The organism is Sulfitobacter sp. NFXS29, assembly GCF_040148765.1.
Lineage (GTDB): Bacteria > Pseudomonadota > Alphaproteobacteria > Rhodobacterales > Rhodobacteraceae > Sulfitobacter.
In genome coordinates this window covers 595,256-610,285 of the sequence record NZ_JAGDED010000001.1, presented here as the reverse complement: position 1 = coordinate 610,285, position 15,030 = coordinate 595,256, and the positions used below count along the sequence as shown (strand labels likewise).

Genomic DNA, 15,030 nt, shown 5'->3' with positions numbered 1-15,030 from the left:
CGGCCCTCCACCGCGCCTGCCACTTGGAGCGAAACGATGCATCTCTCTGCGATAACCTTGATCGTTCCTGACTATGACGCGGGAATCGATTTTTACTGTGGCGTCATGGGGTTCGACCTGACCGAAGACGTTGATCAGGGCCGCAAACGTTGGGTGCGCGTCACCCCGCCCGGCGCGCAGACGGGGTTCATTCTGGCCCGAGCCGATGACGACCAGCAAAAGGCCGCGATTGGCAAACAGGGCGCGGGGCGCGTTTGGCTGTTCTTGAAAGTAGATGATTTCACGGCGGAATTCGACCGTCTGACCGCTGCTGGCGTCATATTTGAAGAATTACCGCGGCACGAGCCCTATGGCAAAGTTGCCGTCTTCCGCGATCCTTTCGGCAACCGCTGGGATCTGCTGGGCGACTGACCGCGTCCGCGTCCCCGCGCCGCATTGCCATCGCCCGCCGCGCCGCTATCTTGGCGGTTGAGTGAGCCTGAGCGATCCCATGCCCTACGAATGGACAACCCCGCCCCGCGCCAATCCGCAGCAGATGCGCCTTTGGCCGCATCAATCCCTGCCCGCGCGCGGCTTTGCGGCATTTATGCTGGCGACTTTCACGCTGGCGATGATCCCGCTTTTCGCCATGCTCGGCACCGCCCTGCTCTGGGGCCTGCTGCCCTTCGTGCTCTTGGCCTTGGGCGCGGTTTACTGGGCCTTGCAGCACAATCATCGCGCCCGGCAAATCGAAGAGGTGCTGACCCTCGACGACACCACGGCGCGGCTGGTGCATACCACCGCCAAGGGCGAGGTGAAGGATTGGAACTGCAACCGCTATTGGACCAGGGTAAAGAAATACGACGATGACGGCCCGGTGCCGCATTACGTCACCCTGCGCGGCGAGGGCCGCGAGGTAGAGATCGGGGCCTTCCTCAGCGAAGAGGAGCGCATCGCGCTTTACGATGATCTGTCACGTCACCTGCACACCTAAAAAGGGCCGGACCCAACGGCCCAGCCCTTCATCTCAAACCTTGATCGCGGCTCAGCTCAGGCGGTCTTTGATAACCGGCCCAACCGCGCCGAAATCCATCTGACCGGTATAGCGCTCTTTCAGCAGCCCCATGACCTTGCCCATGTCGCGGATCGAGGTCGCGCCCACATCGGCCACGGCCTTATCCACGGCGGCAGAGGTTTCAGTGACGCTCAGCTGCCGTGGCAGGAATTCTTCGATCACCTCGACTTCTTCACGCTCACGCTCCGCAAGGTCCAGACGCCCGCCTTCCTCATAGGCGCGCGCCGATTCCTGACGCTGCTTGGCCATCTTGCTGAGAATGCCCAGCACTTCTGCATCCGACACGCCCTCATCCGTGCCGTTGGCCCGGGCGGCGATGTCCTTGTCCTTGATCGCGGCATTGATAAGCCGCAGCGTCGAAAGCCGGTCCGCCGCCTTGTCTTTCATGGCCTGTTTCAAAGCATCCGAGATGCGCATCCGCAATGACATGGTGGTTTCCTGTGTTTCGCTAAATCCAAGTGTCGCAGCTTACCTGCTCTCTCCGCGCGGAGCAATGGGGGGCGACGGAAGGTAACCTACTGTTATAAAACGATATCTCATTTCTCTCCGGCTATTGACCCCGCGCCCGCGCGGGATTAGGTTGCCACCCGTTTACCCGCCCATTTCTGCCCGGAGACTGCCCCATGTCCGCGCCCGCTCGCCCACGCCCAACCGCCTGCCTTGCCCTCGCGGATGGATCGATTTTCTACGGCATGGGGTTTGGCGCCACCGGCCAGACCGTGGCGGAGTTGTGCTTCAACACCGCGATGACCGGCTACCAAGAGATCATGACCGACCCCTCCTATGCGGGCCAGATCGTGACATTCACCTTCCCGCATATCGGCAATGTCGGCACCAACCCCGAAGATGACGAGACCGGCGATCCGGTCGCCGCCGGGATGGTCGTCAAATGGATGCCCACTACGCCCAGCAGCTGGCGCAACATCCAGCCGCTGTCGGATTGGCTCGCCGCACGTGGCCGCATCGCCATCGGTGGTATCGACACCCGCCGCCTGACCCGCGCGATCCGCCAGCAGGGCGCGCCGCACGCTGCCCTCGCCCATGACCCGGACGGCAACTTCGACATCGAAGCGCTGGTCGCCGCCGCCCGCGGTTTTGCCGGTCTCGAAGGCATGGATCTGGCCAAGGATGTCACCTGCGCCCAGACTTACCGTTGGAATGAGATGCGGTGGGCATGGCCCGACGGCTACGCGCCCCAGACCGAGGCCAAACACAAGGTCGTGGCCGTAGACTACGGCGCGAAACGCAACATCCTGCGCTGCCTCGCCTCTACGGGCTGCGACGTGACCGTGTTGCCCGCCACCGCGACCTATGACGATATCATGGCGCATAAGCCGGACGGCGTGTTCCTCTCCAACGGTCCGGGCGATCCGGCAGCGACCGGCGCCTATGCCGTGCCGATGATCCGCGACGTGCTGGATAAAACCGATCTGCCGGTCTTTGGCATCTGCCTTGGTCACCAGATGCTGGCGTTGGCGCTTGGTGCGACCACGGTCAAGATGAGCCACGGCCACCACGGGGCGAACCACCCGGTCAAAGACTATGACACCGGCAAGGTCGAGATCACCTCGATGAACCACGGTTTCGCGGTCGATGGCCAATCCCTGCCCGAAGGCGTGCGCGAGACGCATGTGTCGCTCTTTGACGGGTCGAACTGCGGCATCCGCGTCGATGGCCGCCCGGTTTGGTCGGTGCAGCACCACCCGGAAGCCAGCCCCGGCCCGCAGGACAGCTACTACCTGTTCGAGCGTTTCAGCGAAGCCATGGCCGCGCGAAACGCCTAAAATTTTCCACATGCATTGATTGCATTGGCGGCTGTTAATTCTCAATTAACGGTCGCCTGCCAGTCTCATTCCGGAACCTCGACGGGGCACGGAATGAGCAACCTTCGCCTTACACTCTCAGCGCCGCGTATGGCCGCCGCGCCCGCCCGCCGGATGCGGTTGGGTCAGCATCTGATTGCGGCGGGGGTCATCGGGCCAAGCGATCTGCTCCACGGGCTCGACCTACAGCGCCGGATCGACGCTCCCTTGGGCGAGGTCCTTGCGACCGAAGGGCTGGTCGCGCCTGATGACATCGTCAGGGCGCTCGCCCGGCAGTACGGTGCGCAGCCAGTCGATCTTACGCGCAGCCCCTCCGATCCGCGCCTCTCTGCTCGGATACCCGCGCGCCTCTGTCTGAAATTTGGCGCGGTGCCTTGGCTGGAACTGGGGGACCGGCTTTTCGTGGCCAGCAGCCGTCCCGCCGAATTTTCCCAGCTTTGCAGTGCCTTAGGCGAAAGGGGGGAGTCCTTGGTGCTGGTCATCGCCGACCCCCAGCAGGTGCAGACCCAGATCGGCCGCCTTTACGCGACAGAGCTCGCGCATCATGCCGTCACCCGTGTGGCGGATGCCGAAAGCTGTCGAAACTGGGGGGTGCGCAGCCGAAAACGGCGGTTTGCGCTGCGGGCCATTCTGCTGTCCCTCGTTGCCCTACTGGTATTCTTTCCCTCCGCAGTCCTCGCCATGGCGCTTCTCTGGGGGGCCTTTACGCTGCTTTTGACCAGTGGTCTCAAGGCGGCGGCGCTTTGGGCGTCTCTCATCCGGCCCGCCCCACCGCGGGCACTGCCAGAGGCCAGTGATATCAAGGGGTTCCGCCTGCCCCGCGTCTCTATCCTCGTGCCGTTGCTGCATGAGGAAGAGATCGCGCAGGCGCTTATCGCGCGGCTGTCTTGGCTGACCTACCCCAAATCACTGCTGGAGGTGGTCTTGGTCCTTGAAGCAAGTGACAGCCTCACCCGAAAGACCATCGCCCGCACCCCTTTACCGCCGTGGTTCAGCGTGATCGAAGTGCCCTACGCCGGGGCGCTCAAAACCAAGCCCCGCGCGCTGAACTATGCGCTCGACTTCTGCCGGGGCAGTATCATCGGCGTGTGGGACGCCGAGGATGCGCCAGAGCCGGACCAGATTGAACAGATCGTAACCCGTTTTCAAAACGCGCCCGAGAATGTCGCCTGTTTGCAGGGGGTTCTGGACTTTTACAACAGCCGCAGCAATTGGATGGCGCGCTGTTTCGCCATCGAATATGCCACGTGGTGGCGGGTGATCCTACCCGGTGTGGCCCGACTGGGGCTGGTTGTCCCCTTGGGTGGTACAACCCTGTTCTTCCGCCGCGATATCCTTGAACGGCTCGGCGCTTGGGACGCCCACAACGTGACCGAGGATGCCGATCTGGGTCTTCGACTGGCGCGGCGCGGCTATGTGACCGAACTGATGCCCACCACCACTTTTGAGGAGGCCAACTGCCGCCCTTGGCCTTGGGTGCGGCAACGATCGCGGTGGCTGAAGGGCTATCTCATCACATGGGCGGTCCATATGCAGAGGCCGCGCGCCCTGCTGCAAGACCTCGGGCTGCGGCGGTTCATCGGCGTGCAGGCGATCTTTATTGCAACGGCCTCGCAATTCGCCCTCGCCCCGCTGCTCTGGTCGCTCTGGTTAAGCTTCTTTGGGCTGTACCACCCCGTCACTGATTGGCTTGCCCCACCCGTCATGACGGCGGTATTCGCGCTATTCATCCTATCCGAACTGCTAAACCTCTGCGCCTCTGTGATTGCGGTCTCAAACCGTGGGCAGCGCCACCTGCTGCCATGGGTCATCACCCTCCCGCTCTATTTTGCCCTGGGGGCCGTAGCCGCTGCCAAGGCACTTTATGAACTCTATCGCAGCCCCCACTTTTGGGACAAAACCGCCCATGGTCAGACCTTGCCCCGCTACGTAAGGCCGCAGAAAAAGAAGCTTAAAAATCTTCCTCGCGCCGGGCCGCTTCCTGCTTCAATCGGGTCATGAACGCGACGGAAATATGCGTCCGCAGCGCCTCGTCCGCGCCATCCTCATCGCGCGCTTCGATCATCTCCACAATGCGGTTATGTTCGGCCTGCGCGATCTCCCCGCGCCCCTCCACCGCAAGTGAAGAGGTCGCCATCAAGGCCATGGAGCGGTGTACAAGGTCAAGCTGTTGCACCAGATAGCGGTTGTGCGACGCCAAATGGATCTGCTTGTGAAACCGCTTATTCGCCCGCGCCAGCGCATTGGGATTGCCCGCCAGCGCGTTGTCGGCATCCACCATCTCGCGCAGCACGCGCACTTCCTCAGCCGTGGCATGGCGCGCGGCCAGACGCGCGGCCAAGCCTTCCAACTCCCCCCGCACGACGTAGAGCTCGGCCATTTGGTTGTGATCCAGCGAAGCCACTATCAGGCTGCGCCCATCGCGCATCAGCAGCGATTGGGTCTCAAGCCGTTGTAAAGCCTCACGGATCGGGGTGCGCGACACGCCGAAACGCTCGGCCAACTCGCTTTCCACCAGCCGGTCACCGGGGCGATAAGTGCCGATGTCGATGGCCTCTAGAATCATCGAATAGGCGTCGGTCGGGCCAGTTTTGGCGTCGGGCATGAGCTATCAGTCCTTGAAAGTTGCGCCACCTTACTCACCGCGACCATATGCGCAACCCGGGAGGGCTTGCGCGGCTGCCCGTCTCGGCCTACCTCTGCGCCATGCCGCGCGATGCTTTCTCTCATGTCACCACTTGGGTCTTCGACCTTGATCAGACGCTCTACCCGCCCGAGGCGCGGCTTTTCGATCTGATCGAAGCGCGTATGGTCGATTGGGTGATGCGCGCCATCAAGGTCGACCGGGCCGAGGCCAACCACCTGCGCCAGCACTATTGGCAGACCTATGGCACCACGCTGGCGGGGCTGATGCGCGAACATGGTGTCGATCCCGGCCCTTACCTCACGGAAGTGCATGACATCCCGATGGACCGGCTGACCCCTGATCCGCTGCTCGCTCAAGCGATCCGCGTTCTGCCGGGGCGGCGCATCGTCTACACCAACGGCTGCGCTCCTTACGCCGAGCGGGTCCTTGAGGCGCGCGGGCTTACCGGGCTATTCGATGCGGTCTACGGCGTCGAACATGCGGATTTCCTGCCCAAACCCGAAGCCGCCGCCTATGACAAAGTCTTTGCGATTGACGGTTTCCAAACCGCAGCCGCCGCGATGTTTGAGGATGATCCACGCAACCTTGCGGCCCCGCACGCCTTGGGGATGCGCACGGTGCATGTGGCGCCCACACGTGGCGAAGGCGACCACATCCACTACCATACGCAAAACCTCTGCGATTTTCTGACACGGGTGGCGGGCTGATGACCTTTGATTGCGATATCCTGATTTCCGGTGGCGGCATCGCCGGGTTGACCGCCGCCGCCGCTTTTGGCGCGGCGGGTTTCGACGTGATCTGCGTCGATCCCACACCGCCCGTCACCGACGGCGCGGCCGAGGGCGCCGACATGCGCTCTACCGCGCTGCTGCAACCGGCGCGCTTGCTGCTGGAAGACGCCGGCCTCTGGGACCGCCTCGCCCCCCATGCCGCCCCTTTGCAGATCATGCGGGTCGTCGATGCGGGCGGCGAAGACTCGAGCCCCCGCGTTACCCGCGAGTTCGATGCCGCCGATATCTCAGATGCGCCCTTCGGCTGGAACTTCCCCAACTGGCTGCTGCGCCGCGAGATTCTGGCCCGCCTGAACGCGCTGCCCAATGTCGATTTTCGCCCCGGCCCCGGCACCACCACGCTCTTCACCCGCAGCTCCGAGGCCCGTGTCGGTCTCAGCGACGGCAGCCGCATCAAAACGCGACTGGTGATCGCCGCCGATGGGCGCAACAGCCCGATGCGCGATGCCGCCGGGATCGAGGTCACCACCCGTCGCTATGGCCAAAAGGCCCTGGCCTTTTGCGTGACACACCCCATCCCGCATGAGAATGTTTCTACCGAAGTGCACCGCTCCGGCGGCCCCTTCACCCTCGTCCCCCTGCCCGACCGCGACGGCATGCCCTGTTCCGCCGTGGTTTGGATGGACGATGGCCCGGCGACCCAAGCCCGCGCCATGTTGGATACCGCCGCCTTTGAGGCCGAGGCGACGGCGCGCTCAGCCAATCTTTTCGGGCCGCTGACCCTCGCCAGCCCCCGCGCGCTTTGGCCGATCATCAGCCAAGAGGCCAAGCGCCTCTCCGCCGAACGGGTGGCATTGGTGGCTGAGGCCGCCCATGTGCTGCCCCCCATCGGCGCGCAGGGGCTGAACATGTCACTAACCGATCTGGTGACGTTGTTGGAACTGTCCCGCAAATCGCCTGAAAAGCTCGGCGATGCCGAGATGCTAGAGGCCTATCACAAGGCCCGCCACGCCGACATCAGCCTGCGCGTCCGGGGCATTGACCTGCTGAACCGGGCTAGCCAAGCCAGCAGCCCACTGGCCCGCGATGCGCGGGCGGCGGCGCTTAATGCGCTCTACGCCCTGCCCCAAGTGCGCAAAATGCTGATGCAAATGGGGCTGGGCCTGCGCCGCTAAGTCGCGGCGCAGGCTGTCTTACAAAACCTCGTCGAGCACAGCCGTTAGCCGCGCTACGGTAGCGTCAACGTCATAGAGCTTATCCAACCCGAACAGCCCCAGACGGAATGTACGGAAATCATCCGGCTCTCCCACCTGCAACGGCACCCCGGCAGCAATCTGCATGCCTTGAGCGGCAAACGCCTTGCCGTTTTGCACATCCGGATCGGCGGTGTAGCCAACCACCACACCCGGCGCGGCAAACCCGTCAGCCGCTACCGAAGTCACCCCCCGTGCGGCCAGCACCTGCCGCACCGCTTCCCCCAAACGCCACTGCGCTTCTTTCAACCGGTCAAACCCATAATCACGGGTCTCGTTCACCGTATCACGGAACAGCCGCAGCGCATCCGTCGGCATGGTCGCATGATAGGCATGCCCCCCCGCCTCATAGGCTTTCATGATGTCGCGCCACTTGCGCAGGTCGATGGCGAAACTATCCGATGTGGTCTCATTCAACCGCGCCTCTGCCCGCGCGGACATCATCACAAGCCCAGCGGAAGGCGACGCGCTCCACCCCTTTTGGGGGGCCGAGATCAGCAAATCGACGCCAAGCGCCTTCATATCCACCCAGACACAGCCCGAGGCGATGCAATCAAGCACCATCAGCGCGCCCACTTCATGCGCCGCCGCAGCCATTTCTTTGATGTAGTCATCCGGCAGGATCATGCCCGAGCTTGTCTCCACATGCGGGGCAAACACGACCTGCGGTTTCTGCGCGCGAATAGCCGCAGTAACCTCGTCAATCGGCGCGGGCGCAAAGGGCGCGGGGCTGGCGTTACCCTGCATCCGCGCCTTCATCACCCCGGCACTCTTGGTCAGATCGGCGCTCTCAATGATCTGGCTCCAACGGTAGGAAAACCACCCGTTGCGCACCACCAACACGTCTTGGCCGCGCGCGAATTGCCGGGCCACGGCTTCCATCGCATAGGTGCCGCCACCGGGCACCAGCGCCACAGCGTCGGCGTTGTACACTTCGCCCAGCCAGCCCGAGAGGTCGCGCATGACCTGCTGAAACTCTGCTGACATGTGGTTGAGCGAACGGTCGGTAAAGACCACGCTGAATTCATCAAGCCCCGTGGGGTCTACCGTGTCGAGCAATGCCATCGTTCTTCCTCCATCTTTCGATCAAAGGCATATGGCCCGCCGCCGCAAAAGGCAATTCGCGGCTAAAGCGGCCCCGGAAGGCGCTCCTCGCTCAAGAGCACATTGGCCTCCACCTCCCCCGCGCCGGGCAGCGTCATGATCCGCCGCCTCAGCACACGCTCGAAGTCAGGCAGGTCCCGTGCCACGACCCTTAAGCGATAGTCGAAAAGTCCCAAAACATGCTCCACCGTCTGCACCTCGGGAATCGCACTCACCGCCCGCTCAAAATCCTCCAAACTCACCCGGCCCCGCGTGGCCAGTTTGATGCCCAGAAAAACGGTCACGCCAAAGCCCAAAGCCTCGGCATTCAACCGCAACCGTCTCCCCGTAATCGCGCCGCCCTCTTCCAACCGCCTGATCCGCCGCCATGTCGCAGGCTGCGACAGACCCAACCGCCGCCCCAATGCGCTCGCACTCTGCGTGGCATCCCGCGCCAAAGCGCGCAGCAGCGACCGGTCAATCTCATCAAGCTCAATCACAACGGCAGCCCCTCCTGGGTCTTGATCCGCGCCACATGCATCAACGCCTCGATCTCGGCGATATGCGGCAGGGTGAGGATACGACTGCGATAGATCTGCTGGTAATGCCCCATATCCCGCGCGATGATCGACAGCCGCAGATCGACCCGGCCCAAAAACGTCTGAAGCTCGATCACCTCAGGCACCTGCCGCGCCTCTGCCATAAAGATGTCGAAGGCATTGGGCTGCGTCTTGTCCAGTGTTACCCGCAAGGACACCTCCAACGCATATCCAAGGGCTGTCCAGTCAATCACCACACCACTGCCCTGCACGATCCCCTGATCTTGCAAACGCGCAATCCGCCGCGCCGCCTTGCCAGAGGTGATACTACACCGCTCCGCCAACTCGCCGGGGCTAAGGCTCGGCTCCGCCTGCCAATAGCGCAAAATACGGCGATCCAGATCATCAAGCATGAATTTTCCGTTTTCCAGTGAAACGACGAATAACTATCTTCATTCTTTCACAAATACCTTTGCGATGACAATGGCCACGAGACGCAACATCGCTATGGTGAACCCCAGATAGAGATCAACCAAAGGATAAGATCATGCGCGTTTACTACGACCGCGATTGCGACGTGAACCTCATCAAGGACAAGAAAGTAGCGATCCTCGGCTACGGTTCCCAAGGCCACGCCCACGCGCTGAACCTGCGCGATTCGGGTGCCAAGAACCTCGTCGTCGCCCTGCGCGAAGGCTCCGCCTCTGCCGCCAAAGCCGAGGGCGAAGGCCTCAAGGTCATGGGCATCGCCGAAGCGGCTGCTTGGGCCGACCTGATCATGTTCACCATGCCCGATGAACTGCAGGCCGAGACCTACAAGAAATACGTGCATGACAACATCCGCGAGGGTGCCGCCATTGCATTCGCCCACGGTCTGAACGTCCACTTCGGCCTGATCGAGCCCAAAGAAGGCGTCGACGTCATCATGATGGCGCCCAAGGGCCCCGGCCACACCGTACGCGGCGAATACACCAAAGGCGGCGGCGTTCCCTGCCTCGTGGCTGTCGACAAAGACGCATCCGGCAAGGCGCTGGAAATCGGTCTGTCCTATTGCTCCGCCATCGGTGGCGGCCGTTCGGGCATCATTGAGACCAACTTCCGTGAAGAATGCGAAACCGACCTCTTCGGCGAGCAGGCCGTGCTCTGCGGTGGCTTGGTCGAGCTGATCCGCATGGGCTTTGAGACACTGGTCGAGGCGGGCTACGCCCCTGAGATGGCTTATTTCGAATGCTTGCACGAAGTGAAGCTGATCGTCGACCTGATCTATGAAGGCGGCATCGCCAACATGAACTACTCGATCTCGAACACCGCGGAATACGGCGAATATGTCTCCGGCCCGCGCATCCTGCCCTACGACGAGACCAAGAAGCGCATGAAAGACGTGCTGACGGACATCCAGAATGGCAAGTTCGTGCGTGACTTCATGCAGGAAAACGCTGTCGGCCAGCCTTCGTTCAAAGCCACACGTCGCATCAACGACGAGCACCGCATCGAACAGGTCGGCGCAAAGCTGCGTGAGATGATGCCGTGGATTTCCGCAGGCAAGATGGTGGACAAGGCCAAGAACTGAGCCATCTCCCCTTCAAGATGAGACGACATCGACCCCGGCCTTGCGCCGGGGTCTTTGCCTTTACGCCGGAGCCCCGATGAACACCACGCCTCAGATCACCCGCACCAGTTGGCTGCTGATCGCCATTCTGGGCTTTGTCTGGGGTGGCACCTTTCTGGCCATCGAAATTGCGCTGACGGGCATCACGCCCTTCTGGCTCGCCGCCTCTCGGATCGGGTTTGCCTCGGTGGTGATGCTGGCGCTATGGGCCGGGCGCGGTTTCGCGCTATTCGCCGACCGCCCGACGCGGGGCGTGATCGCGACACTGACCACCATCGGCATTATCAGCTCAGCCGTGCCGTTTTCACTGCTGGCTTGGGGTCAGCAATATGTGACCTCTGGTTTTGCCGGGGTGACCATGGCCTCGGTCGCGCTGATCGTCCTGCCCATGGCGCATTTCCTACTGCCGGGAGAGCGCATGACCCCACGCAAGGTTGGCGGTTTTGTCATTGGCTTTATCGGCGTGGTGGTATTGATCGGCGGGCAGGCATTTGAAAGCACCGGTGCCGCGATGGAGACTGCAGGGCGTATCGCCTGCGTCGGCGCGGCATCGTGCTATGCCATCAGCTCGATCCTCATGCGCCGCTTGCCGTCGGTAGACCCGATCGGGCTGGCCACAATCCTTATGCTGATCGGTGCAGGCATTATGTTGCCTGCCGCTTTTATCAGCGAAGGCCCGCCGCCCCTGCCCAGCCCCAAGATCGTGGCCGTCTTGGCCTTTCTGGGCCTGATTCCCACCGCAGGCGCGGCCTTTTTGCGGGTCTATGTTGTGCGCACCGCCGGGCCGGTCTTTATGTCCTTGGTCAATTACCAAGTGCCGGTCTGGTCGGTCCTCTTGGGGGCGCTGGTTCTGTCAGAGCCGCTGCCGATGTCGCTGCTCTATGCGATGGCGCTGATCCTTGCGGGGGTCGGGCTCAGCCAATACGGCGCGCTGAAACGGCTGTTCCAGCGCGGGTAGGACAGCCTAGCTGCCCACCGCCGCATTCACCGCGTCAACCACGCTGTCCACGGCACGCTCCATCAGTGCCGCGTCTTCATGTTCGGCCATGACACGGACCAGCGGCTCGGTGCCCGATTTGCGGATCAACAACCGCCCGCCTTGCGCCAGATCGGCCTCGGCCTGCGCGATGGCGGCTTTGACCTGCGCCTCCTCCAACGGGGTCTGCCCAGCGGAGAACCGGACGTTTTTCAGCAGTTGGGGCACCGGGTCGAATTGGTACAGCAGCTCCGAGGCAGGTTTGCCCGAGCGGACCATCTCAGCCAGAAACTGCATCCCGGCCATAAGGCCGTCGCCCGTGGTCGCGTGGTCGGTCATCACGATATGACCCGACTGCTCCCCGCCAAGGTTAAAGCCTCCTTCGCGCATCCGTTCCACCACATAGCGGTCGCCCACGCTCGTGCGCTCCAAACGCAGACCGCGGTCGTCGAGGAAACGCTCCAGCCCGAGGTTGCTCATCACCGTGGCCACAAGCGCCTTGCCCGCAAGCCGCTCTTCCTCGGCCCAACGGGCGGCCATCAGCGCCATGAACTGGTCGCCGTCCCCGATGCGGCCATTCTGATCGATCAAGATCACCCGGTCGGCATCGCCATCAAGGCAGATACCCACATCGGCACCATTTGCCACCACGGCCTCTGCTGCGGATTGCGGCTGGGTCGAGCCGCAGCCATCGTTGATGTTGAACCCATTGGGAGCCACGCCCACGGGGATCACGGTTGCACCCAATTCCCACAGCGCCATGGGCGCCACGTGGTAGGCCGCGCCATGGGCGCAATCGATCACCACTTTCAGCCCATCAAGACGCATCTGCCGCGGGAAAGAGGATTTGACCCGTTCGATATAGCGATAGCGGCTGTCGTCGATCCGTTTGGCCCGGCCGATCTGATCCGGCTCCGAAGGCGCGACCCCTTCGGCGACCAGTGCTTCAATTTCCTGTTCGACCTGATCGGAAAGCTTGAAACCATCCGGCCCAAAGAATTTGATGCCATTGTCGCTGGCCGGGTTGTGACTGGCCGAAATCATGACCCCCAGATCAGCCCGCATCGACCGCGTCAGCAGGCCTACCGCAGGCGTCGGCACCGGCCCCAGCAACAGGACGTTCATCCCCGTGCTGGTAAGGCCCGCCGTCAGCGCGTTTTCGAACATATAGCCCGACAGCCGCGTGTCCTTGCCGATGACCACACGGTGCACGGTGTCTTTCTCACGCCGGAAATAGCGCCCCACGGCGGCACCGATGCGCAGCGCCATTTCGGCGGTCATGGGGTGAATATTGGCGGTGCCGCGCACGCCATCTGTACCAAAGAGTTTTGTCATAGCTGCTTTCCTGTCAGTGCCGCGCGGTAAAGTGAAATGGACTGGATGGTTTGCGCCAAGTCGTGGACGCGCAAGACCTGAACACCGTGGCTCAGTGCCGCCAGCGCGACCGCGATGGACCCCGGTGCGCGATCTTCCCCAGCCGCGCCGCCGCCTATGGTGCCGATGAAGCGTTTGCGCGATGCGCCCAGCAAGATCGGCACGCCGAGGCTGTGGAACAGGCTGAGATTTGCAAGCAGCGTGAGGTTATGCTCAAGCGTCTTGCCAAAGCCGATGCCGGGATCGGCGATGATGTTGTGCCGCGCGATGCCCTCGGCCTCCAACGCGGTGATCCGCCCCGCCAGATAATCATAGACGTCGAGCAGGACGTTTTCATACTGCGGGTCACGTTGCATCGAGGCCGGGTCGCCTTGGGCGTGCATCACGCAGACCGGCAGGTTCCGCGCCGCGCAAAAGGGCGCGAGCGCCGGGTCAAAGGTCAGCCCGGCCACGTCATTGACCAAATCCGCTCCCGCCGCGACAGCGGCTTCGGCCACGGCGGCTTTGCGGGTGTCGATGCTGATCGCTCCGGTTCCAGCGGCGCGCAGCCCTTCGATCACGGGCCGAACGCGCGCGATCTCTTCGTGCTCGGGCACCGTCTCGGCCCCCGGACGGGTCGATTCGCCGCCGATATCCAGCATGTCGACCCCCGCCGCCCGCATCGCCGCCCCCGCCGCGACCGCGATCTGTGGATCGGCATGGCGACCGCCATCTGAGAAACTGTCGGGCGTGGCATTGAGAATCCCCATCACGCGGGGGCGGTCGAAAGTCAGCCCTGCGATGGCCGGGCGCGGCGCGGTCAACGCCGCCCGCGCCGTGGGGGGGAGCGCGTCTGCCGTGATCACATGCGGCGCCTGCCCCCGCGCCAATACCTCAACATGGGTAAACCAGCCCCAGCCGCCCGCAAGGGTCAGCGCGCCGTCGGGCCGCGCGGGACCGACCTGAACCAAGGGGCGGTGGTAATCGGACATCAGGCGATCTCCGCAGTGTCGATATCGAGCACCCGCATCGGCAGTGCCGCGCCCTCGGGCCGGTCTGCGCCGATCAACACCAATTCGCTGGCGGCAGAGGTCTCTGCGAACCACGCAGCCAAGGCCGGTGCCGCGCTTGGCGGGGCGGCGGGGCCGTCCACCGCATCAAGCACGATCCGCGCGGGCGCCCAGATGCTGATCTGGCCGTTTTTCATCGCCCAGTCCAACTCTGTCCGGCTGCCCACCACCGCGCAGCGGGGATCGCGCGCCCAGAGCATCCAAGCGTTCTGTTCGATCGCCAAAAGGTCGATGTGGCGCTGCGCTTTCTCGTCTGCGGCCCGTGGGGCCGCGATGTCCGCGGGGCCAACGCAAAGGATCACGGGCTGGGCGGAGGCTTCCAATTGGTCAAGCCATCCGGTCAAACGGTCAGAGGCAATCGCCGCATTTGACAGGTAAACCACGCGCGGCTGCGGTGCTTCTTGGGCGGCATCCTGCGCTTTGGCACCGCCCTCCCGCGCCCGCACGATCTCAACCCCAAGCGCACCGGGGCCACGGTCAAGCTTTTCGATCCGCACAAAAACCCGCATCGCCTGCGGTTCGATCAAAATCCGGTCCGCCACCCGTTCGGCCAGCGTTTCCAAAAGGTTGAGCCGCTCGGCGGCGAGCTCGGCGGCGATGGCCTCGGTCACGCGGTCATAGGACAGGATGCGGTCCACGTCGTCATCGACCACGCCCGACAGGTGGGCCACCTCGACCACCACGTTGAAACAGACCCGTTGCGTCACGTCACGCTCGGCTTGAAAGGCGCCGATCTCTACCTCAACGATATGATCGCGCAGGGAAATGCGGTCGCGCGGCTCAGGGCCGGCCATGGTCTCTGCCCGCTCAGAAGGGTGGGCAAAGGCAAGTCGAATTTCGTCGTCGGACATCGGCAGCGCCTATCGGATCAGGGTATCGGGCCCCGTCGGGG

General features: G+C 63.2%; 16 protein-coding genes. 8 read left to right on the top strand and 8 right to left on the bottom strand.

Annotation, left to right across the window (positions count from 1 at the left end):
- The first annotated feature begins 36 nt into the window (after nucleotides 1–36).
- Nucleotides 37–411, top strand: coding sequence for a VOC family protein (locus J3456_RS03040; RefSeq protein ID WP_349578843.1), 375 nt, complete (start codon nucleotides 37–39; stop codon nucleotides 409–411).
- A gap of 79 nt (nucleotides 412–490) precedes the next feature.
- Nucleotides 491–973: a DUF2244 domain-containing protein gene (locus J3456_RS03035; protein ID WP_349579132.1), complete on the top strand. Its 483-nt coding sequence runs from the start codon at nucleotides 491–493 to the stop codon at nucleotides 971–973.
- A gap of 51 nt (nucleotides 974–1,024) precedes the next feature.
- Here the strand turns inward: J3456_RS03035 and J3456_RS03030 are convergent, their stop codons facing one another.
- A complete protein-coding gene (locus J3456_RS03030; protein WP_067622724.1) occupies nucleotides 1,025–1,483 on the bottom strand; it encodes a GatB/YqeY domain-containing protein in 459 nt (152 codons plus the stop codon).
- A 194-nt stretch (nucleotides 1,484–1,677) separates the two neighbouring features.
- On the opposite strand from J3456_RS03030, the gene carA reads away from it, so the two are divergent.
- Together carA and J3456_RS03020 are read left to right on the top strand one after the other, a co-directional pair.
- Nucleotides 1,678–2,838 (top strand): glutamine-hydrolyzing carbamoyl-phosphate synthase small subunit, encoded by a 1,161-nt coding sequence (gene carA, locus J3456_RS03025; RefSeq protein WP_349578842.1) that lies wholly within the window; start codon nucleotides 1,678–1,680, stop codon nucleotides 2,836–2,838.
- Between the two features lie 93 nt (nucleotides 2,839–2,931).
- A complete protein-coding gene (locus tag J3456_RS03020; RefSeq protein ID WP_349578841.1) occupies nucleotides 2,932–4,878 on the top strand; it encodes a glycosyltransferase family 2 protein in 1,947 nt (648 codons plus the stop codon).
- On the opposite strand, the gene J3456_RS03015 is transcribed toward J3456_RS03020, so the two are convergent.
- Nucleotides 4,829–5,482, bottom strand: coding sequence for a GntR family transcriptional regulator (locus tag J3456_RS03015; RefSeq protein ID WP_067622715.1), 654 nt, complete (start codon nucleotides 5,480–5,482; stop codon nucleotides 4,829–4,831). The two genes, J3456_RS03020 and J3456_RS03015, sit on opposite strands and share 50 nt — an antisense overlap.
- Nucleotides 5,483–5,583: 101 nt before the next feature.
- Here J3456_RS03015 and J3456_RS03010 point away from each other — a divergent pair, with 101 nt between their 5' ends.
- Both J3456_RS03010 and J3456_RS03005 read left to right on the top strand, forming a co-directional pair.
- On the top strand, nucleotides 5,584–6,231 hold the full coding sequence (locus tag J3456_RS03010) for a pyrimidine 5'-nucleotidase (protein WP_349579131.1): 648 nt from the start codon (nucleotides 5,584–5,586) through the stop codon (nucleotides 6,229–6,231).
- On the top strand, nucleotides 6,231–7,430 hold the full coding sequence (locus J3456_RS03005; protein WP_349578840.1) for a UbiH/UbiF family hydroxylase: 1,200 nt from the start codon (nucleotides 6,231–6,233) through the stop codon (nucleotides 7,428–7,430). Before J3456_RS03010 ends, J3456_RS03005 begins: the two co-directional genes overlap by 1 nt.
- An 18-nt stretch (nucleotides 7,431–7,448) precedes the next feature.
- Here J3456_RS03005 and J3456_RS03000 read toward each other — a convergent pair whose 3' ends face one another.
- From J3456_RS03000 to J3456_RS02990, 3 genes are all read right to left on the bottom strand, one after another.
- The gene (locus tag J3456_RS03000; RefSeq protein WP_349578839.1) at nucleotides 7,449–8,573 is read right to left on the bottom strand and encodes an aminotransferase class V-fold PLP-dependent enzyme; all 1,125 of its coding nucleotides are present in this window, start codon (nucleotides 8,571–8,573) and stop codon (nucleotides 7,449–7,451) included.
- Between the two features lie 62 nt (nucleotides 8,574–8,635).
- Nucleotides 8,636–9,091, bottom strand: a complete 456-nt coding sequence (locus J3456_RS02995; RefSeq protein WP_349578838.1) for an Lrp/AsnC family transcriptional regulator — start codon at nucleotides 9,089–9,091, stop codon at nucleotides 8,636–8,638.
- Nucleotides 9,088–9,543 carry an Lrp/AsnC family transcriptional regulator gene (locus tag J3456_RS02990; protein WP_349578837.1) on the bottom strand — a complete coding sequence of 152 codons (456 nt, stop codon included), beginning with the start codon at nucleotides 9,541–9,543 and terminating at the stop codon, nucleotides 9,088–9,090. The genes J3456_RS02995 and J3456_RS02990 overlap by 4 nt, the downstream gene beginning before the upstream one ends.
- A 134-nt stretch (nucleotides 9,544–9,677) precedes the next feature.
- Here J3456_RS02990 and ilvC point away from each other — a divergent pair, with 134 nt between their 5' ends.
- Together ilvC and J3456_RS02980 are read left to right on the top strand one after the other, a co-directional pair.
- On the top strand, nucleotides 9,678–10,700 hold the full coding sequence (ilvC, locus tag J3456_RS02985; protein ID WP_067622701.1) for a ketol-acid reductoisomerase: 1,023 nt from the start codon (nucleotides 9,678–9,680) through the stop codon (nucleotides 10,698–10,700).
- Between the two features lie 76 nt (nucleotides 10,701–10,776).
- The gene (locus J3456_RS02980) at nucleotides 10,777–11,697 is read left to right on the top strand and encodes a DMT family transporter (protein ID WP_349578835.1); all 921 of its coding nucleotides are present in this window, start codon (nucleotides 10,777–10,779) and stop codon (nucleotides 11,695–11,697) included.
- 6 nt (nucleotides 11,698–11,703) lie between these two features.
- On the opposite strand, the gene glmM is transcribed toward J3456_RS02980, so the two are convergent.
- The 3 genes from glmM to J3456_RS02965 are packed head-to-tail and all read right to left on the bottom strand — an operon-like array spanning nucleotide 11,704 to nucleotide 14,989.
- Nucleotides 11,704–13,050 (bottom strand): phosphoglucosamine mutase, encoded by a 1,347-nt coding sequence (gene glmM / locus J3456_RS02975; RefSeq protein WP_349578834.1) that lies wholly within the window; start codon nucleotides 13,048–13,050, stop codon nucleotides 11,704–11,706.
- On the bottom strand, nucleotides 13,047–14,060 hold the full coding sequence (gene folP / locus J3456_RS02970) for a dihydropteroate synthase (protein ID WP_349578833.1): 1,014 nt from the start codon (nucleotides 14,058–14,060) through the stop codon (nucleotides 13,047–13,049). Before folP ends, glmM begins: the two co-directional genes overlap by 4 nt.
- Nucleotides 14,060–14,989, bottom strand: coding sequence for a dihydroneopterin aldolase (locus tag J3456_RS02965; protein WP_349578832.1), 930 nt, complete (start codon nucleotides 14,987–14,989; stop codon nucleotides 14,060–14,062). Before J3456_RS02965 ends, folP begins: the two co-directional genes overlap by 1 nt.
- Between the last annotated feature and the right edge of the window lie 41 nt (nucleotides 14,990–15,030).